Source organism: Streptomyces xanthii (genome assembly GCF_014621695.1).
GTDB classification, from domain to species: domain Bacteria; phylum Actinomycetota; class Actinomycetes; order Streptomycetales; family Streptomycetaceae; genus Streptomyces; species Streptomyces xanthii.
On record NZ_CP061281.1, the window covers coordinates 3,765,764 to 3,790,170 of the forward strand.

Consider the following 24,407-nt stretch of genomic DNA (forward strand, 5'->3'; position numbering starts at 1 on the left):
TGACCATCCTTCGGCCCGAAGACGGGGCGCGTCCAAGACCCGTTGTGATAGCCGTTGGTTATGGATGTCCATGGGCGGGATCTTCGCTACTTCGCTTACGTGGCCGAGGAGTTGAGCTTCACGCGGGCGGCCGAGCGACTGTTCGTCTCGCAGCCCGCGCTCAGCAAGCAGATCCGGATGCTGGAGAAGCAGGTCGGGGCGGAGCTGTTCACGCGGGACCGGCGGACGGTGCGGCTGACCTCGGCGGGGGAGGCGCTGCTGCCGTACGCGCGGCGGATGCTGGAGGTGTGGCGGGACGCCGAGGAGGCGGTCGGGCGGGCGCGGGCCGCGGCGGCGGACACGCTGGTCATCGGGATGTCGACGAGTCCGGGGCGGGGACTGCTGCCGGCGCTGCGGGCGCGGCTCCTGGACCGGGTGCCGCAGGCGCGGCCGGTGCTGCGGCAGGTCAACTGGGCGGATCCGAGCGCCGGGCTGGCGGACGGGTCGAGCGACGTGGCGTTCGTGTGGCTGCCGCTGCCGGACGGGGACCGCTACCGGTGCGTGGTGGTCGCCGAGGAGCCCCGGCTCGTGGCGCTGCCGCAGCGGCATCCGCTCGCCGCGCGGGCCGAGGGCGAGGGGGCCGTGGACTTCGCCGAGCTGCTCGACGAGCCGTTCCTCGCGCTGCCGCCGGAGGCCGGGCCGCTGCGCGACTACTGGCTGGCGCTGGACGCCCGGGGCGGGCGCCCGGCGCGGATCGGCGGTGTCGTGGGCAGCGCCGAGGAGACGTACGAGGGCGTGGCCAACGGGCAGGGGGTCGCGCTGCTGGCCGTGGGCAACGCGCCGCTGATCGTGCGCGACGAGGTGATCGCCGTGCCGGTCCGGGGCGTGTCCCCGTCCCGGCTCGCCGTGGCCGCCCGCCGGGGTGACGAGCGGGCCCTGGTGGCGGCGTATCTGGCGGCGGCCGAAGCCGTCAGCCCTGCGCGCCCTTCGCTTCCTTCTCGTCCTGCGAGTGCGTCCCGTCCTGCGAGTGCGACCCGTCCTTCGCGTCCGTCCCGTCCTTCGCGTCCTTCCGGCCGGTGAGGACGGGGCGCAGGGCGTCCAGGACGGTCACGTCGTCGACGGTCGACGGGACCGGCTCGTCGCGACCGTCCGCGATGCCGCGCATCGTGCGGCGCAGGATCTTCCCGGAGCGGGTCTTGGGCAGTGCGGCGACGACCGCGACGTCCTTGAGCGAGGCGACGGCGCCGATCCGGTCCCGTACGAGCTGGACGAGTTCGGCCTCGACCTCGGACTCGGCGCGCTCGGCGCCCGCCTTGAGGACCACGAAGCCGCGCGGGATCTGGCCCTTCAGGGAGTCCGCGACGCCGATGACGGCGCACTCGGCGACGTCCGGGTGGGAGGCCAGGACCTCCTCCATGCCGCCCGTGGACAGGCGGTGTCCCGCGACGTTGATGACGTCGTCGGTGCGGCCCATGACGAAGACGTAGCCGTCCTCGTCGACGTGGCCGCCGTCGCCGGTCAGGTAGTAGCCGTCGTACGCGGAGAGGTACGAGGCGACGAAGCGGTCGTCGTCGTTCCAGAGCGTGGGCAGGGCGCCGGGCGGCATCGGGAGCTTCACGACGATGGCGCCGTCCTCGCCCGCCGGGACGGGCTTGCCGGACGGGTCGAGGACCTGGACGTCCCAGCCGGGCAGCGGCCAGGTCGGGGAGCCGGGCCTGACCGGGGCGAGCTCGATGCCGGCCGGGTTGGCGACGATCGGCCAGCCGGTCTCGGTCTGCCACCAGTGGTCGAGCACGGGGATGCCGAGCAGATCGCTCGCCCAGTGGTAGGTCTCGGGGTCGAGGCGTTCGCCGGCGAGGAAGAGGTACTTGAGGCCGGAGAGGTCGTAGCCCTTGGTGAACTCCCCCTCGGGATCGGCCTTCTTGATCGCGCGGAACGCCGTCGGGGCCGTGAACAGGGTCTTCACTCCGTACTCCGCGGCCACCCTCCAGAACTGGCCCGCGTCCGGCGTGCCGACCGGCTTCCCCTCGTAGAGGACCGTGGTGGCGCCCGCGAGGAGCGGCCCGTAGACGATGTACGAGTGGCCGACGACCCAGCCCACGTCGGAGGCCGTGAACATCACCTCGCCGGGGCCGATGTCGTACACGGCCTCCATGGACCAGCGCAGCGCGACCGCGTACCCGCCGCTGTCGCGGACGACGCCCTTGGGCCTGCCGGTCGTGCCCGAGGTGTAGAGGACGTACAGCGGATCGGTGGCGGCGACGGGCACGCAGGGGACGGGCTCGGCGTCCCGCACGGCGGCGGCCCAGTCCACGTCGCGCGGCCCCAACTCCCCCTCGTACTGGGGCCTCTGGAGGACGACGCACTTCTCCGGCTTGTGCGCGGCGAGCTCGACGGCCCGGTCCAGCAGCGGCTTGTACCGCATCACACGGGAGCCCTCGATGCCGCAGGAGGCGGAGACGACGACCTTGGGGGCGGCGTCGTCGATCCGCACCGCCAGCTCGTTCGCCGCGAAGCCGCCGAAGACGACGGAGTGCACGGCGCCGATGCGCGCGCACGCGAGCATCGCGATCGCGGCCTCCGGCACCATCGGCATGTAGATCACGACCCGGTCCCCGCGCCCGACCCCGAGCCCCGCGAGCACTCCCGCGAACCGGGCCACCTCGTCGCGCAGTTCGGCGTACGTGTACGTGCGCGTCGTACCCGTGACGGGCGAGTCGTGGACGAGGGCCGGCTGGTCGCCGCGGCCCGCGTCGACGTGCCGGTCGAGGGCGTTGTGGCAGACGTTCAGCCGGCCGTCCGGATACCAGTGGTAGAACGGCGCGCGCGAGTCGTCGAGCGCCCGCGTGGGCGCGACGTCCCAGTCGATCGCACCCGCGGCCGCGAGCCAGAACCCTTCGGGATCCTCGGTGCTCGCGCGGAACACTTCCTCGTACGACGTCGTCATCGTGCGTACCTCTATCCGGTCACTCCGGTTGCACCCGCCTGGACGGGAACACGATCAGGTCAGGCCGTCACCGCCGTCAACAGGACCGCCGCGTCCGTGAGGGCCGTGAGGCCGTGGCGTTCCTGGGGGATCGCGTGGAGTTCGCCCTCGGTGAGGGTGATGTCGCCGGAGACGGCGGTGAGGCGGACGCGGCCGCGGATGACCTGGAGGGTGGCGGCGACGGGGGCGTTGTGCTCCTCCAGCGCGTTGCCCTCGGTGAGGGCGATGACGCTGAGGCGCAGGGGGTCCTCTCGGATCAGGAGTTCGGCGCTGCGGCCGTGCGCGGCGGCCCGGGCGGCGGTCAGATGGTCCTCGGCCAGGGCGGTGAGGTCGTGGATGGTGGTCATGGGGCCAGGGTCCCGCGCGGCGGCGCCCGGCGCGATGTGTGTCAGCCGATCGGGCCCGGCGCCGGGCAGGTGCGGGCGACGGTGTCGGCGAAGGCGCGGGCCAGCGGGGAGAGGGCCGACCAGCGGCGCACGGCCCAGCCGACCTGGAGCGGCGGCAGGCAGGGCACCGGGACCAGGGTGAGGCCGGGGTGACCGGGGCCGCGCAGTCCGGGCAGGTCGGGGACGACGGCGTGGCCGAGGCCGAGCTCGGCGAGGTGGACGGCGGTGTCCCAGTCGGCGATGCCGGTGCCGGTCGCGGTCGAGCGCGGGATGCCGAGCTCGGCGAACCGGTCGTCGAGGTGGCCGCGGGACGTGGAGTGCTCGGGCGGCAGGATCAGCTGGGCCGAGGCGGTCAGGTCGGCGGGGCTCGCGGCGGGCGCGGCGGCGAGCGGGTCGTCGGCGCGGACGGCGAGCACCCAGGGGAGTTCGACGACGGGGCGCAGTTCTATGCCGCGGGCGGGGGTGCCCATGGTGATCCACGCGAGGTCCAGGTCGTGCGCGGCGAGCGCCTCGAAGCAGCTGCGGCTGGAGCTGACCGTCTGGAACTCCAGGCTGACCTGCGGATGGGAACGCCGGAAGTCGACGATCGCCTCCGCCATGAAGTGCCGCACGGACGTGGCGCCGGTGGTGACCCGCACCGAGCCGCTCTCGCCGCGGGCGAGGTCGCCGAGGCGGCGCAGGGCCTGGTCGAGGGCGCCTATGCCGTCGGCCGCGGCGGCCTGGAGGACGCGTCCGGCGGGGGTGGGGACGACGCCGCGCGGGTGCCGTTCCAGGAGGCCGATGCCGACCTCCTTCTCCAGTCGTTTGACGTGCTGGCTCACGGCGGACTGGGTGCAGGAGAGGTCGCGGGCGACGGCGCTGAGGCTGCCGGCGCGGCACACGGCGACGAAGACGCGGAGGTCGTCGAGGGTCATGGGCCCACAACCTACCCAAGATCCAAGGCATTGCTTGGACATGTGCAAGGAAACCCGAGGATTGACTTGGGTCATGGCGGGGGCGGACGATCGGCGGCGGGACGGCCCAGGGCGGCAACCCGCCGCGGAGGTCGCGAACTCCCGGCGGGTGCCGACCCGTTCAGCCGCACAGAAGTGCCGATCGGCCGTACAGAAGGCCGTTCAGCCGCACAGAGGGCCGTCCGGCCGTACAAAGGGCCGTCCGGCCGTACAGAGGGAGTCACATGGACGTCTGGGAAACCGTGGCGATCACGGCCGCCGGGGTCGCCGCCGGCGGCATGAACGCGGTGGTCGGATCCGGCACCCTGATCACCTTTCCGACCCTGCTCGCCTTCGGCGTCCCGCCGGTCCTCGCGAACGTCTCCAACAACGTGGGCCTGGTTCCGGGCGTCCTGAGCGGCGCCTACGGCTACCGGCGCGAACTGCGCGGCCAGCGCGCCCGGTTGCTCCGCTTCGGCGCCGCCTCGCTGCTCGGCGGGCTGGGCGGCGCACTGCTCCTGCTCACCCTGCCCGCCGCCGCGTTCCGCGCGATCGTGCCGGTGCTGATCCTCACGGCCTGCGCGCTGGTGCTGCTCCAGCCGCGCCTGAACCGCTGGGTCGCGCGGCGCCGCGGCGAGACCGCCCGCACCGACGGCGGCCTCCCGCTCTGGCTCGGCGTCCTCGGCACCGGCGTCTACGGCGGCTACTTCGGCGCCGCTCAGGGCGTGCTCCTGATGGGCATGTTCGGCGCGGTGCTCCATGACGACCTGCAGCGTCTGAACGCGGCGAAGAACGTCCTCGCGTCGCTGGTCAACGGGGTCGCCGCGGTCGTCTTCATCGCGGTCGCCGACGTCGACTGGACAATCGCCGCGCTGATCGCGGCCGGTTCGACGGCGGGCGGCCTGCTCGGGGCGCGGCTCGGCCGCAAGCTGCCGCCGGCCGCGCTGCGCGGCGTTATCGTCACCGTGGGCGTCACGGCGTCCGCGTTCCTGGTCGCCCGCAGCTGAGGCTCCGGAGACGTGAACTACCGGCTGTAGAAGGCCAGTCGGGCGCGCTTCTCCGGGAGGTACACCTCGGGCAGGTCGACCTCCGGGAGCACGATCTCGCCGGCCGCCTCGAACCCGGCGCGCTCGAAGAGGGCCACGGCCTTGTCGTTGCGCGCGTCCGGCTCGACGACGACCCGGCGCCGTCCGAGCCCGTCGAGCATGTACGCCATGAGGACGTCGACCAGGGTCCGGGTGAACCCGGGCACGGCGCCCCCGGGGCCGCTCGGCGCGACCAGCAGATGGGCGCCGATGTCGCCGTCCCGCACGGTGTAGCACTCGCTGACCCGGTCGGCCTCCGGCTCGTACGTCTGGAAGAGGGCGACCGGGGTGCCGTCGAGGCGGACGAGGAAGGCGTGGTGGGTGTCGAGCGTGGCCATGTGGGCGTAGATGCCGCGCACGTCCTCGCGGCCGATGCCGGTCATGCCCCAGAAGCCGGCCCGTTCCTCGCTCACCCAGCCGTGCAGGACGTCGATCTCGGCGCCGTCCGGGTCCAGGGGCGTGATCCGGAAGGTGCCGAAGCCGTCCACTTCCTGTATGTGCACGTCGGTCACGGGTGCTGCTCCTCAGTGAGTAGGGCGAAGTCGGTGACGAGCGGGGCGAGTTCGCCGCGCAGCCACAGGGGGAGCTGGTCGCGGTGGTGGGGGTCGCCGGGGACGCCGGAGGCGCCGAGGGGGACGATCCAGCGGCTGTTCGCACGGTCGGCGAGGTCCCACACGTAGCGGGCGGCGGGCCCACGCGCGCTGAACTCGGTGAGTCCGGGCACTCCCGACGTCGACAGCACGCAGTCGTGGTCGCCGTCCAGGCCGGGCCACGCGGCGTCCGGGTCGGGCAGTGCCTGCCAGGGCGCGAGCCGGTGCAGCTCGCCCCACGTCACGCCGGAGGGCTCGGCCGCGACCTCCTCCACCGCTTCCCGCACGGCCGCGAGCCGGTCCTCGTACGGGATCGTGTCGAGGCTCAGCAGGTTCTCCAGGCCGTACGCGACGCGCGGCACGAGCGCCAGCCACGGCCGGAACACGTCCGGGTAGGCGGGCATCAGGCCGGTGAGCGGGGCGAGGGTCCCGTGCGCGGCGACGCGCCGGACGACGGCGGCCCGGACCCGGGCGTACGCGGCGGCGAGCGCGCTGTCCGCGTCCATCCGCCGGTCCCAGCCGAGGAGTTCGCCCCGCAGCGCGGCCGCCTCCGGGGACAGTCCGTCGAGGGTTTCTCCGTCGAGCGCTTCTACGAGGGTGAGGAGCGGGCCCGCGGAGGGCAGCAGGGTGTCGGTGTGCACGGAGCGCATGCCGTCGGCGTCCCAGACCGGGCGGCCCGCGAGCAGCTCGGTGATGCGGCGGGCGCGGTGCGGCGGGGCGAACTCGACGCCGAGCGGGGCGGCGAGGGAGCGCTCGTTGGCCATGACGGCGACGCCGGTGTCGACCGCGGCCCGGGGCAGCGGCTCCGTCCGCCCGCGCCAGGCGTACCGCTCCTCCCACGCGGGCACGACCCGCAGCCTGTTCTCGGGGTCGCGGTCGGGGACGGTGCCCGCGACCCGGTGCAGCAGGCCGCCCGCGGTGTCGGCGGCGAGCACGACGTTGACCGGCTCGGCCCAGCGGTCGAAGGCCCGGTCGACGTCGGCGACGGTCCGGGCGCGCAGCAGGGCGGGGAGGGCGGCGAAGCCCAGGTCCTCGTGGACGCGGGCGGGCTGGCGCAGGCTGATGCCCTCGCCCTCGGCCCCGCTCTCTCCGGGCCCGCCGATGACGACGACTCCGCGCCCGGTCTCGACGACCTCGACGCCCGCCTCCTCGTGGGCGTGCGCGCGCTCCCAGCCGTCGGGTCCGAACGCCTCGACGCCGCCGTCCGGGGTGCGCCGCAGCCGCTCCCGGTACAGGTCCTGGTAGTCGGCCATGGCGTTGGTGATGGCCCAGGCGACCTCGCCCGCGTGCCCGAAGTGTCCGATGCCGGGGACGCCGGGCACGGCGAGCCCGGCCACGTCGAACTCGGGGCAGGCGAGCCGGATCTGCTGGTAGACGCCGGGGTCCTCGATGAAGCGGTGCGGGTCGCCGGCGATCAGCGGGGCGCCGCTCGCGCTGCGCGTCCTGTCCACCAGCCAGCCGTTGCTGCCGCAGGTGCCGGGCCCGTCGGTGGCGAACAGCTCCACGGCCTCCCGACCGAGCCGCCGCACGACCTCGTCCCGCCACAGCTTGGCCGGGAACCCCGCGAACAGCACGTGCGTCGACAGCCAGATCCCGAGCGCCGTCCACGGCTCCCACGCGCCGGGCTCGATCCCGGCCCGCGCGAACTCGGGCGCCGTGGCCGCCTGGAGTCCGGCGCCGATCCCCTCCGTGTACGCGTCCAGCCAGGTGCGGGTGTCCTCGTCCAGGGCCGCGTGGCAGCGACGGGCGGTGTCGGCGAGCCGCGCCCGCCGCGCGAACCGGTCCCAGCCGGCCGCCTCCGCGCCGAGGAAGGCGGCGGACGTGCCGAGCACCCGGTGCCGCTCGACCTCGATCTGCCAGGCCCGGTCGACGGCGGTGACATACCCCTGGCCGTACGCGAGGGACAGCGCGTCGCCCGCCCGCAGATGGGGGACTCCCCACGCGTCCCGGAAGACCTCGAACCGCACCCTGCCCCACTCCCCTTCGAATTAATTAGGGCAGCCTAACCTAATCATCTCTCCGGGTCGGCTGGCAGCCCCCGCACCCACCCGCGATCATCGACGTATGAGCCGCATGGACGTCACCCTCCACCTCGCCCAGGACCCTGCCGCCGACGAGCTGCTCGGGCGCAGTCCGCTCGCCGCGCTCGTGGGCATGCTGCTCGACCAGCAGGTGCCCATGGAGTGGGCGTTCGCCGGGCCCCGCACGATCGCCGACCGGCTCGGCGCCGACGACCTCGACGCGCACGAGATCGCCGCGTACGACCCCGAGGCCTTCGCCGCGCTCCTCTCCGAGAAGCCGGCCGTGCACCGCTATCCGGGCTCCATGGCGAAGCGGATCCAGCAGCTGTGCCAGTACCTCGTCGAGCACTACGACGGGGACGCGGCCGCCGTCTGGGAGGGCGTCGGCACCGGCAAGGAGCTCCTGACCCGGCTGAACGACCTGCCCGGCTTCGGCAAGCAGAAGGCCCAGATCTTCCTCGCCCTCCTCGGCAAGCAGCTCGGCGTCCGCCCCAAGGGCTGGCGCGAGGCCGCCGGCGACTACGGCGCCCCCAAGTCCTTCCGCTCCGTCGCCGACATCACGGGCCCCGACTCCCTGACCAAGGTGCGGGCGCACAAGCAGGAGATGAAGGCGGCGGCGAAGGCGGCGAAGGCGGCCAAGGCCGCGAAGTAGGGCTGACGGGTCACCCGGCGACAAGACCGCACCCCCCGACGGCGGCACCCCCGGGGCTCCGCCCCGGCCCCCGCTCCTCAATCGCCGGAGGGGCTTGAATCACGCCGACCCACCGCCGTCAGGCGCGCGAAGAGACCCTTCGGCGACGCCCCCCTGGGGCGCACGAAGTGTGCCTTCAGGGGCACGGGGAACTGCGCGAGAAGCCCCACGGGCCGGCACCCGGCATCGATGCCGAAGCTCCCACGGCGCGAGGCCGCGCCTCAGCGCCGCCGCGTGCCGAAGAGCGACCGGGAGATCTCGCGCCCCAGCTGCGTCCCCATCGACCGCGCCAGCGACTTGAAGACCCCGCTGCCCACCACCTGCTCCACCAGCGACTCGTCCTCCTTCGGCGCGGCCCGCCGCGAGGACGCCGGTGCCGGGGCCGGGGCGGCTGCGGGCGCCGACTCGGCCGCGCGCAGCTTCTCGTAGGCCGACTCCCGGTCGACGGCGTCCGCGTACCGCCCGTACAGAGAAGACCCCCGCACCGCCGCGTCCAGCGCCTCCGCCGCGACAGGCCCCATCAACGACTGCGGCGCCCGCAGCCGCGTCGCCGCCACCGGCGTCGGCGCCCCGTTCTCGCTGAGCACGGTGACCGCGGCCTCGCCGGTCCCCAGGGAGGTCAGCAGCTCCTCCAGGTCGTACGCCGCGTTCGGGAACGTCTTCACGGTCGCCCTGAGCGCCTTCTGGTCGTCGGGCGTGTAGGCCCGCAGCGCGTGCTGCACCCGGTTGCCGAGCTGCGCGAGGACGTCGCCCGGCACGTCCTTCGGCGTCTGCGTCACGAAGAAGACACCGACGCCCTTGGACCGGATCAGCCGCACGGTCTGCGTGATCGACTCCAGGAACGCCTTGGACGCGTCCTTGAACAGCAGGTGCGCCTCGTCGAAGAAGAAGACGAGCTTCGGCTTCTCGACGTCCCCGACCTCCGGCAGCGCCTGGAACAGATCCGCGAGCAGCCACATCAGGAACGTCGAGAACAGCTGCGGCTTGTCCTGCACGGCCGGCAGCTCCAGTACGGAAACCAGGCCCCGCCCGTCGGACGCCGTGCGCAGCAGCTCGCTCGTGTCGTACTCGGGCTCCCCGAAGAAGTCGCCCATGCCCTGCGCCTCGAACGTCGTCAGGGACCGCAGGATCACCCCGGCGGTCGCGGCCGACAGCCCGCCGATCCCCTTCAGCTCGGACTTGCCCTCGGGCGAGGTGAGGAAGGTGACGACGGCCCGCAGGTCCTTGAGGTCGTACAGCTCCAGGCCCTTCTGGTCGGCGTAGTGGAAGATCAGGCCGAGGGACTGCTCCTGCGTCTGGTTGAGCCGCAGCACCTTGCTGAGCAGGACCGGGCCGAAACTGGTGACGGTGGCGCGCAGCGGGATGCCGGTGCCGATGCCGCCGAGCGCGTAGAACTCGCAGGGGAAGCCGGTCCCGGTCCACTCCTGGCCCACCTGCCCGGCCCGCTCGCGCACCCTGTCGCCGTCCTGGCCGGGCGCCGAGACCCCGGAGAGGTCGCCCTTCACATCGGCGAGAAACACCGGCACGCCCTGCGCGGAGAGCTGCTCCGCGACGAGCTGGAGGGTCTTCGTCTTGCCGGTGCCGGTGGCGCCGGCGACGAGCCCGTGCCGGTTCAGCATCGTGAGGGGGATGCGGATCTGCGCGCCGGGCCGGCTCGTGCCGTCCCAGACCAGCGCGCCGAGGTCGAGCGCGGGTCCCGTGAAGGCGTATCCGGCGGCGATCTCCCGCGCCTCGGCGGGCAGCTCGCCGCCCGGCGTCAACCCGGCTCCGCCGTCTGACCCGGACGGGCCCGATCCGCCGCCCTGGTCGCCCGCCTTCGGCTCGCTGTCACTCATTTCAGGCCCCTGTCACCGGCTGGCACGATCCCAGTACATCCCGTTTCTGCACGGTATTTCCCAGAGTCGCACTCGGTCTCCATGGCTGCGCCCGGTGAGGCTCGCCCGGTAGGCTTTCCGTGTGATCTTCAAGCGCATCGGAAACGGCCGGCCGTACCCCGACCACGGCCGGGAAAGCACCCGGCAGTGGGCGGACGTCGCGCCGCGCCCGGTCCGCCTCGATCAGCTGGTGACGACCAAGGGCCAGCTCGACCTGGAGACCCTGCTCGCCGAGGACTCGACGTTCTACGGCGACCTCTTCGCGCACGTCGTGAAGTGGCAGGGCGACCTGTACCTGGAGGACGGGCTGCACCGCGCGGTCCGCGCCGCGCTCCAGCAGCGCCAGGTCCTGCACGCCCGCGTCCTCGAACTGGGCTGACGGCCGGCGGGCCCGCCCTCCGCGGCGGCCCGGATTGACCCTTTCGGGTCGTACGGGACATCTCGCCTGATCATTTAATAGGAATCACCGGCGAGCGGCACTACGCTGCGCCCATGAGCATGCTCACTCCCCCCGGCATGGGCGGCAAGTACCGCATCACGGGGGACAAGTACCCCCGCATGCGACGCGGCCGCTCACGCACCCGGATCGTGCTCGCCGTCGTCGCGTCCGTCGCCGCCGTCGGCCTGATCGGCTGGGGCTCCTTCCAGCTCGTCGACGTGTTCACGGGCGGCGACAAGGCGACCGCGGCCGGCGCCGGCTCCGCACACTGCAAGGCGACCCCCAGCGCCTCCGCCACCCCCGCGCAGGCGGCCAAGAAGCTCCCGGCCCCGGGCGGCATCACGGTCAACGTGCTGAACGCGACCCCTCGCGGCGGCCTCGCCAAGAAGACCGCCGACGAGCTGAAGAAGCGCGGCTTCAAGATCGGCGAGGTGGGGAACGCGACGAAGGAGTACGACAAGAAGGTCAAGGGACCCGGGCTGCTGCTCGGGGCGACCTCGGCGACCGACGCGGCGCTCCCCGTCCTGGGCACGCAGCTGGCCGGGGCCGAGCTCAAGGCCGACGCCCGCGAGAAGCCGGCCGAGGTCGACCTCATCATCGGCGACGGGTTCAAGGAACTGTCGCCCCGGCCCGCCGCCGACAAGTCGCTGGCCGCGCTGACGCATCCGAAGCCGGCGCCCGCCAAGTCGCGCTGCTAGTTTCCGCACGCCAGAAAGCCGCCGCCGCGTCTGCCCTGTATCGAGCAGTCGCGGCGGCGGCTTTCGTGTGGTCGCTCGCGCCCCGCGGCCGGGCCGCTGACGGACACAGGCCCGTAGGAACTACTCCGCGGCGCCGTACATGCGGTCGCCCGCGTCGCCCAGGCCGGGGACGATGTAGCCGTTCTCGTTGAGACGCTCGTCGACCGAGGCCGTCACCACGGTCACCGGCGTGCCCGCCAGCTCGCGCTCCATGATCTCGACGCCCTCGGGCGCGGCGAGCAGCACGACGGCCGTGACGTCGTCGGCGCCGCGCTTGATGAGCTCCTGGATCGCCGCGACGAGCGTGCCGCCCGTGGCGAGCATCGGGTCCAGGACGTACACCTGGCGGCCCGAGAGGTCGTCCGGCATCCGGGTCGCGTAGGTGGAGGCCTGGAGGGTCTCCTCGTCGCGCACCATGCCGAGGAAGCCGACCTCGGCGGTGGGGAGCAGGCGCACCATGCCGTCGAGCATGCCGAGGCCCGCGCGCAGGATCGGCACGACCAGGGGGCGCGGGTGGGAGAGCTTCACACCCGTCGTCCGCGACACCGGGGTGTCGATGTCGACCTGCTCGGTGCGCACGTCCCGGGTCGCCTCGTAGGCGAGCAGGGTGACCAGCTCGTCGGCCAGGCGCCGGAAGGTCGGGGAGTCGGTGCGCTGGTCGCGCAGCGTGGTGAGTTTGTGCGCCACGAGTGGGTGGTCGACGACATGGATCCGCATGTCCTCAACAGTAACCGCGCCCCGCGGCCCCGGCTCCCCCGCGCACCCGCCTCACTTGCCCCCTGCCACGCACTGGCATCGAAGGGGCCGGTGGAGGGAAAGTGGAAGGGACGCGTCGACTGGGGTGGTGGTGTCGCCGATGCCGGACCGCAAGCAAGGGACGGAGTCCGACCCGGAGTCCGGGGGCGCGGACGCCGAGCCGGAGACGGACGCCGAGCGCAGGCGCCGCCGCGCCGTGTTCCTGCGGGAACTGACGGAGGCGCGCGAGCTGCGCGCCCGGGTCCAGCCGCGCCGCGCACGGGCCGCGCGCATGCGCCAGCAGATGAGGATGCGCACGTTTCGCTGGTGACACACCGGCGAAGGGCAGGTGACGCGGCTCACACGCGACACGCCCGGCGAGGGCGCCCCGCCAACACAGCGTGCGGAAGACCTCTCTTGGAGCCGTTCTTTCTGCCACGATTCCGAGTGGCGGGGCCGGTCCCGACTCCCGCCTTCCGACGCCGGGGGGACCCCCGACCGGCACACCTGAGACCAGTGGGAGAGTCACGGTGTACTTCGCCGCACTGCTCGCGCGCACCGAAGACGGGTGGGAAGCGAGCGATACAGAGCTCGACGACGTGGAGACCCTGTCGGACCTGTCCGACCTGGCCCGTGAGGCGGCGGCCGAGGCCGGCGCCGAGGACGACACGGTTCTCGTCTTCATCGAACAGGAGGACGCCTGGTTCGGCGTCGTCCGTGTGGACGGTGAGGAGGACCCCCGCATCTACATCTCGGACGCCGCTGCCGCCGCCCGCAGCAGTTACGGCGAGATCCTGCTCACCGACGAACTGCTCGGCAAGGACCCGGACGCGGTCGAGGACGAGCTGGACGCGCTCGACCTGGACGGCACCGAGGACGGCGAACCGGAGGCCTCGGCCGACGGTGACGAGGACGAGGTCGGCGACGCGGAGATCGTGCCGCCCGGCCCGCTCGGCGACCCCGCGCTCCTCGCCGACCTCGGCGTCCCCGAGAAGGACCTGCTGGGCTTCGGCGCCGGGGACGCGCTGAACGAGATCGCCGAGGTGCTCGGCGCCGCGGAGGTGCTCGAGACGGTGCGCTGAAGGCCCGTACGCGACGGCTAGGTCCTGTCTGGAGTTCCCCGTCGTCCGCGCGGAGCGCGGGCGCAGCGGCGGTCGGCACGCAGACGGGGAACTCCAGACAGGACCTAGGGGCCGGTCCGCGCGCCGGCCGGGATAGATTCCGGCGCGTGACCTCCCCCGCTGCCTTTTCCGACGACTCTCCCGACGGACCGCCCGACCCGGTGCGGGATCCGTGGAAGCCGGCCGTGCGGCGGGCCCTGGCCGAGGCCGGGCTCGCCGCGGCGGCCGGTGACGTGCCGGTCGGCGCCGTCGTGCTGGCGCCGGACGGCACCACCGTGCTGGCCGTCGCGCACAACGAGCGCGAGCTGACCGGCGACCCCACCGCGCACGCCGAGGTCCTGGCGATCCGCCGGGCCGCCGAGGCGTTCGGCGAGTGGCGGCTGACCGGCTGCACCCTCGTCGTCACGCTGGAGCCGTGCACGATGTGCGCGGGCGCCATCGTGCAGTCCCGCCTCGACCGGGTCGTCTACGGAGCCCGTGACGAGAAGGCCGGCGCGGCCGGTTCGCTGTGGGACGTGATCCGCGACCGGCGCCTCAACCACCGCCCCGAGGTCATCGCGGACGTGCTCGCCGAGGAGTGCGCACAGCCCCTGATCCACTTCTTCAGGGATACGGATTTCAGACCTCGGCCATCTTTGGGCTAGAGTTCCTCTCGGTAGCGTGTCCGAGCGGCCGAAGGAGCTCGCCTCGAAAGCGAGTGTGGCGCAAGTCACCGAGGGTTCAAATCCCTCCGCTACCGCTGACAACGCCCCCTCTTCCAGGGTTCTCCCCGGAAGAGGGGGCGTTCTGCATGCCGTGGTCAGAAGAAGCAGGTCAGGAGAAGCAGGTCGGGGGGAGCGGCATCGGGGGGACAAGCCGCTCCCCCCGGTGAGGACGATCCCCGTAGCCCGCGCCGCTTTCTCGGGGGGAAGGCGCGGCGCGGACCCCGCAGTCGGGGCTCGTCCCTGCCCTTCGGATTCCTGCCAGACCCTCCGGGCTCGCCATCCATCCTGCGCCACCGGATCCGCCCGCGAGCGCGGCAAACGGCCCGTACCGCAGGGCCGTTGGTCCTTAAAGGCCGGGTGAACAGATGTCCGGGATAGACTCGCCGCCGGCGATCAGGGGCTACAGGTACAGGGGAGGCCGAGCGTGGTGCAGGCGAAAAAGGTGGGTCTGTACGTCGCGGTGGTCTTCGTCCTCTACGTGGTCATCACGGACCCCGCCAAGGCCGCGGACTACGTCCAGATAGGCTTCGAGGGCATATCCTCCGCCGCCCAGGCGGTCGGTGACTTCATGACATGGGTCGCCAACGGCGGCCAGTGAGTTCATCCACGCGTGCGTCCCGCGCGCGCGTACGGCACCGCCTGGAGCACCTGTGATCCGCCATCTGGTCCTCTTCAAGCTCAACGACGGCGTCAGCCGCGACGAACCCCGCGTGGCCGAGGGCGTGAAGGCCTTCCGCGCGCTGGGGGAGCAGATCCCCGAGCTGCGCTTCTGGGAGTGCGACTGGAACATCACCGACCGGCCGATCGCGTACGACTTCGCGATCAACTCGGCGGTCGACGACGCCGACGCCCTCAAGCGCTACCTGGAGCACCCGGCCCACCAGGCGGGCGTGGCGCAGTGGCGGGAGTTCGCCACTTGGGTGATCGCCGACTACGAGTTCTGAGCCGGCCGGGGCCACCGCGCGGCGGCCTCCTCTCGCACGACCGAACGGCCCTTCACCGGGAACGGTGAGGGGCCTTTCCATGTCCGGCGCCAGGTTTAACACCCCAACTCACCCTTCAACACGTAGTGATGCGGTGCTTGCACACAGTGCACATGTCTTGTGATGCTATGACCGCTTTTGACCGATGAGTTGACGCAAACAGTTGACGGATAGAGGTGGGGTTGACCGTGCCGGCCAGTACTGCGCCTCAGGCGCCGCAAGCACCGACCGCGAAGACCCGCGGGGCCGACACCCGAGCGCTCACCCAGGTGCTGTTCGCCGAACTCAAGGACCTGCCGCCGGGCAGCCCCGAGCACACCCGCGTGCGCTCGGCGCTCGTCGAGGCGAACCTGCCGCTCGTGCGGTACGCGGCGGCCCGCTTCCGCAGCCGCAACGAGCCGATGGAGGACGTCGTCCAGGTCGGCACGATCGGGCTCATCAACGCAATCGACCGGTTCGACCCGGACCGGGGCGTCCAGTTCCCCACCTTCGCGATGCCGACCGTCGTCGGCGAGATCAAGCGCTACTTCCGCGACAACGTGCGGACCGTGCACGTGCCCCGGCGCCTGCACGAACTGTGGGTGCAGGTCACCAGCGCCACCGAGGACCTCACCACCGCCTTCGGGCGCTCGCCCACGACCGGCGAGATCGCCGAGCGGCTGCGCATCGGCGAGGACGAGGTGCTCGCCTGCATCGAGGCCGGACGCTCGTACCACGCGACCTCGCTGGAGGCCGCGCAGGAGGGCGACGGGATGCCCGGGCTGCTCGACCGGCTCGGCTACGAGGACCCCGAACTCGACGGCGTGGAACACCGCGACCTCGTCCGGCACCTCCTCGTCCAGCTCCCCGAGCGCGAGCAGCGGATCCTTCTCCTGCGCTACTACTCGAACTTGACGCAGTCTCAGATCAGCGCCGAACTCGGTGTCTCGCAGATGCATGTGTCAAGGCTCCTCGCGCGTAGTTTTGCGCGACTTCGATCCGCAAACAGGATCGACGCATAGCTGAATCGGGTAGACCGCTTCGGCGGAGATTTCTCGACAGAAACCCCTCCAACTTCGGCCACACCCCCTGTTATCAGCGCGTTTTCGCCCCATCCATGTCGACATGTCACTACAGCGCGTTGCCGACATGTGACATTCTGCTGGAACCGCGTTTGGCGCGGCCTCCCCTCCGGTATTCAGGTGGAGGCTGCGCTCCTAAATGACGGGAGCGCCCGCCGCGACCGTCCGCGACCTCAAGGGGGTGGCATGTCCGCAGACCAGGGCAGCTCGAAGGTGCTCACGCTCACGCCCGACGCGTCCGTCGCGTCCGGTGACCTGAGCGAGTCCGCGACCGCCGCGCTGATCGACACTCCGCCCGCTCCTGCCCCGGCCGCCGTGCCGGCCCAGGCTCCGGAGAGCCCTGAGGCGTCGGGGCCCCTCGACACCCGCACCCTGTCCCGCTCCCTGTTCCTGCGCCTGGCCACCCTCGACGAGCACAGCCCCGAGCGGGGTTACGTGCGCGACACCCTCATCGAGCTGAACCTGCCGCTGGTGCGCTACGCGGCGGCCCGCTTCCGCAGCCGCAACGAGCCGATGGAGGACATCGTCCAGGTCGGCACGATCGGCCTGATCAAGGCGATCGACCGCTTCGACTGCGAGCGGGGCGTGGAGTTCCCGACCTTCGCGATGCCGACCGTGGTCGGCGAGATCAAGCGCTTCTTCCGGGACACCTCCTGGTCGGTGCGGGTGCCGCGCCGGCTCCAGGAGCTGCGGCTCGCGCTGACGAAGGCGAGCGACGAGCTCTCCCAGAAGCTGGACCGCTCGCCGACCGTCCCGGAGCTCGCCGCCGTGCTCGGCGTCTCCGAGGAGGACGTCGTCGACGGCTTGGCGGTGGGGAACGCGTACACGGCGTCCTCCCTCGACTCGCCGGCCCCCGAGGACGACGGCGGCGAGGGCTCCCTCGCCGACCGCCTCGGGTACGAGGACACGGCCCTGGAGGGCGTCGAGTACCGGGAGTCGCTCAAGCCGCTGCTGGCCAAGCTGCCGCCGCGCGAGCGCCGCATCATCATGCTCCGCTTCTTCGGGAACATGACGCAGTCCCAGATCGGCGAGGAGGTCGGCATCTCGCAGATGCACGTCTCCCGGCTGCTCACCCGCACGCTCGCCCAGCTCAGGGAAGGCCTGATCGCCGACTGACCCCGCGGCCCCGCGCCGGGATTCCCGTCGCGGGGTTCCTAATTGACGACCCGTCAGACACACTGGCGCGATGGTGCGCGCATGGGTGCGAGGTCGTAGAGGGGCGACTGTGGCGGCTGCTTCGGTCGCCGCCGTCTGCCTGGGAGGAACCGCCGCGTTCACACTCGGCGGTGACGCTCCACGGGCCGGCTACGTGGCGGTGGGCGCGGCGGGCGGCCCCGCCGACGCCTCGGTCCGCGGCACGGCTCCCCGCGGCAAGGTCGAACTGGTCCCGCTGGACCCACCCGGCCCGTCCGGCGCGGCCCGGGACGCGGACGGCTCCGCCGGATCCGCGTCCGGCGGCGGTCCGGGCGGCTCCGGGGACGGCGGACCGGCCGCGCCGGGCGCCCCGGACGGAGGCGGCGCGGCGGGCGGCGAAGGCTCTGCATCGCCGGGCGCGCACACTCCGGGGGGCGGCGGCACAGGCTCCGGATCGGGCTCGGGTTCCGGCGGCGACACAGGCACGGGATCAGGTACAGGCAGCGGTACGGGTACGAGCCCGGGCGCGCCCGGCACGCCGACGCCGGACCCCTCGGACGAGCCGTCCACCGGCGGCCCCGCGCTGCTCAAGCTCGTCGGCGATCCCGAACTCGACGACACCGACCGGCGCTGGTGCCAGGACGTCACCCTGACGCTGCTCAACTCCGGAGGCAGCGCGGTCCGTTCGGGCACCGTGACCTTCGAGACGCACATCATCGGCGCGCTCGGGGTCGACTGGGCGACGATCGAGAACACGGAGAAGCTCCCCGTGCCGATCGAGGCCGGGGAGAAGAAGGAGAAGACGTGGAAGGTGTGCGTCGACTCCTGGCGCGTACCGCTGGGCATGCACCTGGAGACGCGCGACGTCACCGTGGACGCCGGCTGAGCCCCGGGAACCGGAGCTCACGCAGCCGGCACTAGCCGAACGCCAGCCACGCGACCGCCGCGATCACCGCGACGGCGACCACGATGCCGATGATCAGGCCCGCACCGGGGCCGGACTTCGCCGGGGCCGCCTGCCGGGCCGCGCCCTGGGGCTGCTCGTCGACGAATGCGCGGAACATCTGGGTGCTGCCCGCCGGGTCGTAGTTGCCTTCGGGGCCCGGGCCCTGGGGGTTGTGTGCCATGGGGCAGGACCCTAGCGAATCGGCGCGACAGGCGCCACAGCCTGCACAAACGCCACTTGAGCTGCAGCTTTACCCCTTCACACTTCCCCTTTGCCGTGATTTTAGGCTTCCGCACCCCCATTTCGTTTGCCTGCGGCAACCAACTGCTTCTATGGTTGCCCTAAGCAACGAATAAGGTTCTGGTCAGGAGGAGCTGCTGTGGCCGCACAGCGTCGTTACGACGAGCTCACGCGACAGTTCAGCGCCTTCGGCGCCGTCAAGCGGGACATGGCGCGCATCCTGCCGCACGACTGCCCGGCCGGCACCGCCGCCGTGCTCACCCTGCTCTCGCGCTACGGCGCCATGCGGATGAGCCGCATGGCCGAGCTGCTCGCCGTCGACGTGTCGGTCGCCAGCCGGCACGTCGCGCACGCCGCCGACCGCGGCTGGATCGAGCGGAACGCCGACCCGGCCGACAAGCGCTCGCGCATCCTCAGCCTCACCGACATGGGCTCGAAGCAGCTGGAAGTGCTCAACGAGCGCACCACGCAGCTGCTCGCCGACCGGCTGAGCGACTGGTCCGACGACGAGGTCGACCAGTTGATCACCCTCATGACCCGGCTGCGCGACAGCTTCGGCGACTGCCGGACCACGGGCTCCGCACGAGCCCACGTCCCGGCCGCCGACGCCGTCCCGGCGCAGTCCCCCACCCGTACACCCGCATAGACGTAAGAAAAGGAATCCCATGGCAACATCCACACCGGCCGGTGTGCGGGGCAGCCATGCCAAGCACGGAGGCGCCGCCCCCGACCCCGGCGCTCCGATGACGCACCGTCAGATCATGGAGGCGCTGTCCGGGCTGCTGCTCGGCATGTTCGCCGCCATCATCTCCTCGACGATCGTCTCCAACGCGCTGCCGGAGATCATCGGCGACCTGGGCGGCGGCCAGTCCGCCTACACCTGGGTCGTCACCGCCTCGCTGCTCGCGATGACCGCCACCACGCCCCTGTGGGGCAAGATGGCCGACCTCGTCAGCAAGAAGGCCCTCGTCCAGATAGCCCTCGTCGTCTACGTCGTGGGCTCCGTCATCGCCGGTCTCGCGCAGAACCCGGGGATGCTGATCAGCGCCCGCGCCATCCAGGGCATCGGCGCCGGCGGTCTGTCCGCCCTGGCGCAGATCATCATGGCCGCGATGATCTCCCCGCGTGAGCGTGGCCGTTACTCCGGCTACCTGGGCGCCACCTTCGCCGTCGCGACCGTCGGCGGTCCGCTGCTCGGCGGCGTCATCACCGACACCTCGTGGCTCGGCTGGCGCTGGTGCCTGTACGTCGGTGTGCCCTTCGCGCTGATCGCGCTGTTCGTGCTGCAGAAGACGCTGCACCTCCCGGTGGTCAAGCGGAAGGTCAAGGTCGACTGGGCCGGCGCCTTCTTCGTCACCGCGGCCGTCTGCCTGCTGCTCGTCTGGGTCACCTTCGCCGACGACAAGTACGACTGGCTGTCGTGGCAGACCTACTCGATGGTCGGCGGCGCGCTCGTCCTGGCGCTGGTCTTCCTGTTCGTCGAGTCCAAGGCCAGCGAGCCGATCATCCCGCTGCGCCTGTTCAAGAACCGCACGATCACGCTGGCCTCGCTGGCCTCGCTGCTCGTGGGTGTCGCGATGTTCGCCGGCACCGTGTTCTTCTCGCAGTACTTCCAGCTCGCCCGGGACAAGTCGCCGACGATGTCCGGCGTCATGACGATCCCGATGATCGCGGGTCTGTTCGTCTCCTCCACCGTGTCCGGCCAGGTCATCACCAAGACCGGCAAGTGGAAGGCGTGGCTGGTCTCCGGCGGCGTCCTGCTGACCGCGGGTCTCGGCCTGCTCGGCACGATGCGCTACGACACCCCGTACTGGCACCTCGCCATCTTCATGGCGCTGATGGGCCTCGGCGTCGGCATGATGATGCAGAACCTCGTGCTCTGCACCCAGAACCAGGTCGCCCCCCAGGACCTCGGTTCCGCCTCCTCCGTCGTGACCTTCTTCCGGTCCCTCGGTGGCGCGATCGGCGTCTCCGCGCTCGGCTCCGTGATGACCACGCGTATCTCGCACTACGCGAAGGACACCATCGGCCAGCTCGACCCGCAGGCGCAGGCCGCGGCCGGCAAGGCCGCCGGTTCCGGTCAGATCCCGGACATGGACCTGCTGCCCGCCCCGGTCCGCAACTGGCTGGAGAGCGCGTACGGGCACGGCATCGCCGACATCTTCCTGTACGTCGCCCCGATCGCCCTGCTGGCGTTCATCGTGACGCTCTTCATCAAGGAGGTTCCGCTGCGTACGTCCGGTGCCCTCGAGCAGGCCGCCCAGGGCGAGTCCGCCCCGGCCCCCGCCGCCGCGGCTTCCGCCCCGGTCGCCCCGGCCGCCGAGGAGAAGGTGCCCAGCCTGGTCGCCGCCTCCTCCGCTCCCGTCGCCGACACGCAGACGCAGCAGCTCGCCGCGGTGGCCTCGGTCGCCGGTGACGCTCCGGCGCAGGCCGCCGGTGCGACGGGCGGCGGCACCCCGGTCCGCGGTTTCGTCCGCGGCGCCGAGTCCGCCCCGGTCGCCCGCGCCGCGGTCACGCTGATCTCCCTCGGCGGACGGCAGCTGGGCCGCGCGGTCGCCCAGGGCGACGGTGCCTACGCGGTCGACGCCCCCGGCGCCGGTTCGTACGTGCTGATCGCCTCGGCCGACGGCTACCAGCCGCAGGCCTCCACGGTGGTCATCGGCGAGGAGCCCGTCACGTACGACATCCTCCTCAGCGGCACCAGCGGTCTCAGTGGTGTCGTGAAGGCGGCCGAGACCAAGGCCCCGGTCACCGGCGCCATGGTCATCGTCACGGACGTGCGCGGTGACGTGCTCGCCACCGGACTGTCCGGCCAGGAGGGCGAGTTCACCTTCGCCGAGCTGGTGCCCGGCACGGTGACCGTCGCGGTGAACGCCGCGGGCCACCGTCCGATGGCGCTGCCCGTCGAGGTCGGCGGCACGGGCGTCACCCGGGTCGAGATCGAGCTGAACTCCGGCTCGCAGGTGCAGGGCACCGTGCGCGCCGCGGGCCGGACGCTGAACGACGCCCGGGTCACGCTGATCGACGCCGCGGGCAACGTGGTCGCGACCTCGACCACCGGTGAGGACGGCGCGTACGCCTTCACCGACCTGGACGGCGGCGACTACACGGTCATCGCGACCGGGTACCCGCCGGTGGCCACGCACCTCTCGGTGCAGGGCAGTGGCGTCGACGGCCACGACATCGAACTCGCCCACCCGGGCGAGTAGCGAGACCCCGGGCCACCTGAAGGCCGGCGCGCGCTTCGAGCGGAGACGCGCGCCGTGCCGGCCCGGATGTGGGAAAGGGGCCCCGGACGGTGCGGCGTCGTTGAACGGCAGGGGACGGCCGGAGACGCCACGGTCCGGGGCCCTTTCCCGTGCGGGAGACGACCGACTCCCGCACGGAGGCGAGAACGTGAGCTTGAGCTAGGAGATGTGAACGATGGGACTCAGTGCGCGGATCCGTACGCGGGACGGGTGGGCTCTGCCGCACGCCGTCGTCACCGTGACCGACATGACCGGTGCGCAGGTGCTGCGGGCCGAGGCCGACGACGAGGGCGCCGTGCACGACGCGAGCCCGCTGACGCCCGGCCCGTACACCGTGATCGTCACCGCCGTGGGGTACGCGCCGGCCGCCTCCACCGCGCTGGTGACGGCCACGGGGCGGGCCGAGGTCGGCACCGTCGTCCTCGCCCGGCAGGGCGGCGCCGAGCTGCCGCCGCCCGGCCCGTGGACCGTCGACCCCGCGCACTCCACGGTCGCGGCGACCGCGCAGCACCTCGGGATCACGTCCGTGCACGGGCGGTTCACGGACTTCGGCGCGCGCGTCGAGATCGCGCAGGACGTCGAGAAGTCGCGGGTCGAGGCCGTCATCAAGGCCGCGTCCATCGACACCGGCAACGGCATGCGGGACGGTCACCTCAAGTCGCCGGACTTCCTGGACGTCGAGGCGTACCCGGAGATCACGTACCGGTCGACGGGGCTGGAGCCCGCCGGGACCGATCGCTGGACCGTGCACGGGGAGCTGACCATGCGCGGAGTCTCGCGGCCGGTCGACCTGGAGCTGAGCTATCTCGGTACCGGGGCCGATCCGTGGGGTGGCACCCGGGCCGCGTTCAAGGCGACCGCCGAGCTCAAGCGGGAGGACTTCGCCATGAACTACAACCAGGTCGTGCAGGCGGGCATCGCGGCCATCGGTGCGACCCTGAAGGTCGAACTCGACATCCAGGCCGTCCAGGGCGACACCCTCCCCGCCGCCTGATCCGGGCACTCCCTGTCGGCCCCGCGCCCCCTCGCTCGTGGTCGGGCGTGCGCCGGGGTTCGAGCGCCCTCCAGGTCATACGGTGGCCGTATGGCTTCGAACATCGCGTCCAATGACCGGGTCAGCCGCGACGAGCTGCTCGACTTCGTGCGGCCCCGGCACCGGGCCCTGCTCATCACCGCCCGCGCCGACGGCACCCCGCAGGCCTCCCCGCTGACCTGTGGGGTCGACGACTCGGGGCGGATCGTCGTGTCCACCTATCCCGAGCGGGCCAAGACCCGTAACGCGAAGCGGAATCCGCGGGTCAGCGTCGTCGTGCTGAGCGACGACTGGAACGGGCCCTGGGTGCAGATCGACGGCACGGCGGAGGTGATCGACGCACCCGAGTCCGTCGAGCCGCTCGTGGAGTACTTCCGGAACATCTCGGGCGAGCACCCGGACTGGGACGAGTACCGGGCCGCGATGGTGAAGCAGGGGAAGTCCCTCATCCGGGTCACGCCGGAGCGCTGGGGCCCGGTGGCCACCGGAGGCTTCCCGGCCCGGCTGGCACAGCAGGACTAGGCCGTGTCTTCAAACGCCCGCCTGCTCCACGACGCCTGGCACGCACTCTCGCCGCACCGGGCGAAGACCCAAGTAGCTCCGCTACGAGGGCCTGCGCCCGGCACACCGAGAGCACGCACCAGACGCCGCGAAGCCGCCCTCCGGGCGACGACGGGAGTTTGAAGACACGACCTAGGCCGCGCGTTCCCGGGCGACCAGGGCCTCGATGCCGGCGATCTGGAGCTCGAGGGCGACCTCGAAGTCGCCGTCGAGGATCTGGTCGACGGAGCCGCTGTCGGGGCCTTCCGCCATCAACTGCTCGGCGTGCCGCACCGCGTCCGCCATCTCCGGCGGCGCGCTGAACCCGGACATCGCCTTCGTGTAGTACTCGTCCCGCGTCATGCCCACCTCCACGCAGCGCTGCCGGAAGTGGCCCTCGATCGTCCCGTACCCGTAGACGAACTGGAAGACGGACGCGATCGCGCCGCGCTGCCGGGGCAGGGACAGGCCCGTGCGCGCGACGATGCGCTGCACCGCGAACGAGAACCTCAGGGCGTTCGGGCCGATGTTGAGGTAGTTGCCGGCCAGCGGCGAGATCCACGGATGCCGCACGATCAGCGACCGGTAGGCGGTGGCCAGGTCCCGCAGCCACTCCCGCCAGTCGTCGCCCTCCGACGGACCGTCCTCGTCGATGGTCAGCTCGCCGAAGACCCGGTCCAGGGCGAGTTCCAGCAGGTCGTCCTTGGTGTCGACGTACCAGTACACGGACATCGCGGTGACCCCGAGCTCGCCCGCGAGGCGCCGCATCGAGAACTTGGCGAGCCCCTCGGCGTCGAGCAGCCGCACCGTGGTCCCGGTGATCCGGTCCCGGTCCAGGCCGCTCGGCTGCTCGGTGCGCCGGCCGCGCGGCGCCTTGGCCGATTCCGTCTCCTCCAGCCAGACGCTCATCCGCGCTGCCTTCGCCATCGGGGCACCTTCTCA

Annotated in this window: 26 protein-coding genes and 1 tRNA gene; 18 read left to right on the forward strand and 9 right to left on the reverse strand. The window is 72.2% G+C overall.

All coding sequences use genetic code 11. The features are described 5' to 3' along the window. Window positions 1-60 precede the first annotated feature (60 nt). A complete protein-coding gene (locus IAG42_RS17070) occupies window positions 61-1,059 on the forward strand; it encodes a LysR family transcriptional regulator (protein ID WP_188337840.1) in 999 nt (332 codons plus the stop codon). Here the strand turns inward: IAG42_RS17070 and IAG42_RS17075 are convergent. The 3 genes from IAG42_RS17075 to IAG42_RS17085 are packed head-to-tail and all read right to left on the reverse strand — an operon-like array spanning window position 950 to window position 4,265. Further along, window positions 950-2,926: a propionyl-CoA synthetase gene (locus tag IAG42_RS17075; RefSeq protein ID WP_188337841.1), complete on the reverse strand. Its 1,977-nt coding sequence runs from the start codon at window positions 2,924-2,926 to the stop codon at window positions 950-952. The two genes, IAG42_RS17070 and IAG42_RS17075, sit on opposite strands and share 110 nt — an antisense overlap. Window positions 2,927-2,985: 59 nt before the next feature. Then, on the reverse strand, window positions 2,986-3,303 hold the full coding sequence (locus tag IAG42_RS17080; RefSeq protein ID WP_384627302.1) for a cupin domain-containing protein: 318 nt from the start codon (window positions 3,301-3,303) through the stop codon (window positions 2,986-2,988). A 50-nt stretch (window positions 3,304-3,353) separates the two neighbouring features. After that, window positions 3,354-4,265, reverse strand: coding sequence for a LysR family transcriptional regulator (locus IAG42_RS17085; RefSeq protein ID WP_188337843.1), 912 nt, complete (start codon window positions 4,263-4,265; stop codon window positions 3,354-3,356). 263 nt (window positions 4,266-4,528) lie between these two features. Between IAG42_RS17085 and IAG42_RS17090 the strand changes: the two genes are divergently transcribed. Then, on the forward strand, window positions 4,529-5,290 hold the full coding sequence (locus tag IAG42_RS17090; protein WP_188337844.1) for a sulfite exporter TauE/SafE family protein: 762 nt from the start codon (window positions 4,529-4,531) through the stop codon (window positions 5,288-5,290). A gap of 17 nt (window positions 5,291-5,307) precedes the next feature. Here the strand turns inward: IAG42_RS17090 and IAG42_RS17095 are convergent, their stop codons facing one another. Beyond that, the gene (locus IAG42_RS17095; protein WP_188337845.1) at window positions 5,308-5,880 is read right to left on the reverse strand and encodes a GNAT family N-acetyltransferase; all 573 of its coding nucleotides are present in this window, start codon (window positions 5,878-5,880) and stop codon (window positions 5,308-5,310) included. After that, window positions 5,877-7,925 (reverse strand): penicillin acylase family protein, encoded by a 2,049-nt coding sequence (locus IAG42_RS17100; RefSeq protein ID WP_188337846.1) that lies wholly within the window; start codon window positions 7,923-7,925, stop codon window positions 5,877-5,879. Before IAG42_RS17100 ends, IAG42_RS17095 begins: the two co-directional genes overlap by 4 nt. 106 nt (window positions 7,926-8,031) lie before the next feature. Between IAG42_RS17100 and IAG42_RS17105 the strand changes: the two genes are divergently transcribed. Continuing rightward, window positions 8,032-8,631, forward strand: a complete 600-nt coding sequence (locus IAG42_RS17105; protein ID WP_188341441.1) for an HhH-GPD-type base excision DNA repair protein — start codon at window positions 8,032-8,034, stop codon at window positions 8,629-8,631. Between the two features lie 260 nt (window positions 8,632-8,891). On the opposite strand, the gene IAG42_RS17110 is transcribed toward IAG42_RS17105, so the two are convergent. After that, window positions 8,892-10,505 (reverse strand): helicase HerA-like domain-containing protein, encoded by a 1,614-nt coding sequence (locus IAG42_RS17110; protein WP_188337847.1) that lies wholly within the window; start codon window positions 10,503-10,505, stop codon window positions 8,892-8,894. A 121-nt stretch (window positions 10,506-10,626) separates the two neighbouring features. On the opposite strand from IAG42_RS17110, the gene IAG42_RS17115 reads away from it, so the two are divergent. Together IAG42_RS17115 and IAG42_RS17120 are read left to right on the forward strand one after the other, a co-directional pair. Next, window positions 10,627-10,923 carry a type II toxin-antitoxin system VapB family antitoxin gene (locus IAG42_RS17115; protein ID WP_003955420.1) on the forward strand — a complete coding sequence of 99 codons (297 nt, stop codon included), beginning with the start codon at window positions 10,627-10,629 and terminating at the stop codon, window positions 10,921-10,923. A gap of 113 nt (window positions 10,924-11,036) precedes the next feature. Further along, window positions 11,037-11,681: a LytR C-terminal domain-containing protein gene (locus IAG42_RS17120; protein WP_188337848.1), complete on the forward strand. Its 645-nt coding sequence runs from the start codon at window positions 11,037-11,039 to the stop codon at window positions 11,679-11,681. Between the two features lie 120 nt (window positions 11,682-11,801). On the opposite strand, the gene upp is transcribed toward IAG42_RS17120, so the two are convergent. Next, window positions 11,802-12,437 carry a uracil phosphoribosyltransferase gene (gene upp, locus IAG42_RS17125; RefSeq protein WP_188337849.1) on the reverse strand — a complete coding sequence of 212 codons (636 nt, stop codon included), beginning with the start codon at window positions 12,435-12,437 and terminating at the stop codon, window positions 11,802-11,804. Window positions 12,438-12,576: 139 nt separating this feature from the next. Here upp and IAG42_RS17130 point away from each other — a divergent pair, with 139 nt between their 5' ends. From IAG42_RS17130 to IAG42_RS17170, 9 genes are all read left to right on the forward strand, one after another. Further along, complete coding sequence (locus tag IAG42_RS17130) at window positions 12,577-12,786, forward strand: hypothetical protein (protein ID WP_188337850.1); 210 nt, start codon at window positions 12,577-12,579, stop codon at window positions 12,784-12,786. A 199-nt stretch (window positions 12,787-12,985) separates the two neighbouring features. Next, entirely contained in the window at window positions 12,986-13,537 is a 552-nt protein-coding gene (locus IAG42_RS17135; protein ID WP_188337851.1) for a tRNA adenosine deaminase-associated protein, read from the forward strand. Between the two features lie 146 nt (window positions 13,538-13,683). Then, entirely contained in the window at window positions 13,684-14,220 is a 537-nt protein-coding gene (gene tadA / locus IAG42_RS17140; RefSeq protein WP_188337852.1) for a tRNA adenosine(34) deaminase TadA, read from the forward strand. A 10-nt stretch (window positions 14,221-14,230) separates the two neighbouring features. After that, window positions 14,231-14,315: transfer RNA gene (locus IAG42_RS17145), tRNA-Ser, on the forward strand. A 389-nt stretch (window positions 14,316-14,704) separates the two neighbouring features. Beyond that, on the forward strand, window positions 14,705-14,878 hold the full coding sequence (locus IAG42_RS17150; protein WP_188337853.1) for a hypothetical protein: 174 nt from the start codon (window positions 14,705-14,707) through the stop codon (window positions 14,876-14,878). Window positions 14,879-14,930: 52 nt separating this feature from the next. Next, on the forward strand, window positions 14,931-15,224 hold the full coding sequence (locus tag IAG42_RS17155; RefSeq protein ID WP_188337854.1) for a Dabb family protein: 294 nt from the start codon (window positions 14,931-14,933) through the stop codon (window positions 15,222-15,224). Window positions 15,225-15,439: 215 nt separating this feature from the next. After that, a complete protein-coding gene (locus IAG42_RS17160; RefSeq protein ID WP_188337855.1) occupies window positions 15,440-16,264 on the forward strand; it encodes an RNA polymerase sigma factor SigF in 825 nt (274 codons plus the stop codon). Between the two features lie 246 nt (window positions 16,265-16,510). After that, on the forward strand, window positions 16,511-17,440 hold the full coding sequence (locus IAG42_RS17165; RefSeq protein ID WP_188337856.1) for an RNA polymerase sigma factor SigF: 930 nt from the start codon (window positions 16,511-16,513) through the stop codon (window positions 17,438-17,440). A gap of 109 nt (window positions 17,441-17,549) precedes the next feature. Beyond that, window positions 17,550-18,344 carry a hypothetical protein gene (locus tag IAG42_RS17170; protein WP_223206039.1) on the forward strand — a complete coding sequence of 265 codons (795 nt, stop codon included), beginning with the start codon at window positions 17,550-17,552 and terminating at the stop codon, window positions 18,342-18,344. A 31-nt stretch (window positions 18,345-18,375) separates the two neighbouring features. Here the strand turns inward: IAG42_RS17170 and IAG42_RS17175 are convergent, their stop codons facing one another. Further along, complete coding sequence (locus IAG42_RS17175; protein ID WP_188337858.1) at window positions 18,376-18,585, reverse strand: hypothetical protein; 210 nt, start codon at window positions 18,583-18,585, stop codon at window positions 18,376-18,378. Between the two features lie 198 nt (window positions 18,586-18,783). Here IAG42_RS17175 and IAG42_RS17180 point away from each other — a divergent pair, with 198 nt between their 5' ends. The 4 genes from IAG42_RS17180 to IAG42_RS17195 all read left to right on the forward strand — a co-directional run bounded on the left by IAG42_RS17180 (window position 18,784) and on the right by IAG42_RS17195 (window position 23,447). Continuing rightward, complete coding sequence (locus tag IAG42_RS17180; RefSeq protein WP_188337859.1) at window positions 18,784-19,290, forward strand: MarR family winged helix-turn-helix transcriptional regulator; 507 nt, start codon at window positions 18,784-18,786, stop codon at window positions 19,288-19,290. Between the two features lie 19 nt (window positions 19,291-19,309). After that, window positions 19,310-21,853: an MFS transporter gene (locus IAG42_RS17185; RefSeq protein WP_188337860.1), complete on the forward strand. Its 2,544-nt coding sequence runs from the start codon at window positions 19,310-19,312 to the stop codon at window positions 21,851-21,853. Between the two features lie 214 nt (window positions 21,854-22,067). Beyond that, window positions 22,068-22,886: a YceI family protein gene (locus IAG42_RS17190; RefSeq protein WP_188337861.1), complete on the forward strand. Its 819-nt coding sequence runs from the start codon at window positions 22,068-22,070 to the stop codon at window positions 22,884-22,886. Window positions 22,887-22,976: 90 nt separating this feature from the next. Further along, on the forward strand, window positions 22,977-23,447 hold the full coding sequence (locus tag IAG42_RS17195) for a PPOX class F420-dependent oxidoreductase (RefSeq protein ID WP_188337862.1): 471 nt from the start codon (window positions 22,977-22,979) through the stop codon (window positions 23,445-23,447). A gap of 171 nt (window positions 23,448-23,618) precedes the next feature. On the opposite strand, the gene IAG42_RS17200 is transcribed toward IAG42_RS17195, so the two are convergent. Next, window positions 23,619-24,392, reverse strand: coding sequence for a TetR/AcrR family transcriptional regulator (locus IAG42_RS17200; protein WP_188337863.1), 774 nt, complete (start codon window positions 24,390-24,392; stop codon window positions 23,619-23,621). Window positions 24,393-24,407: the final 15 nt, after the last annotated feature.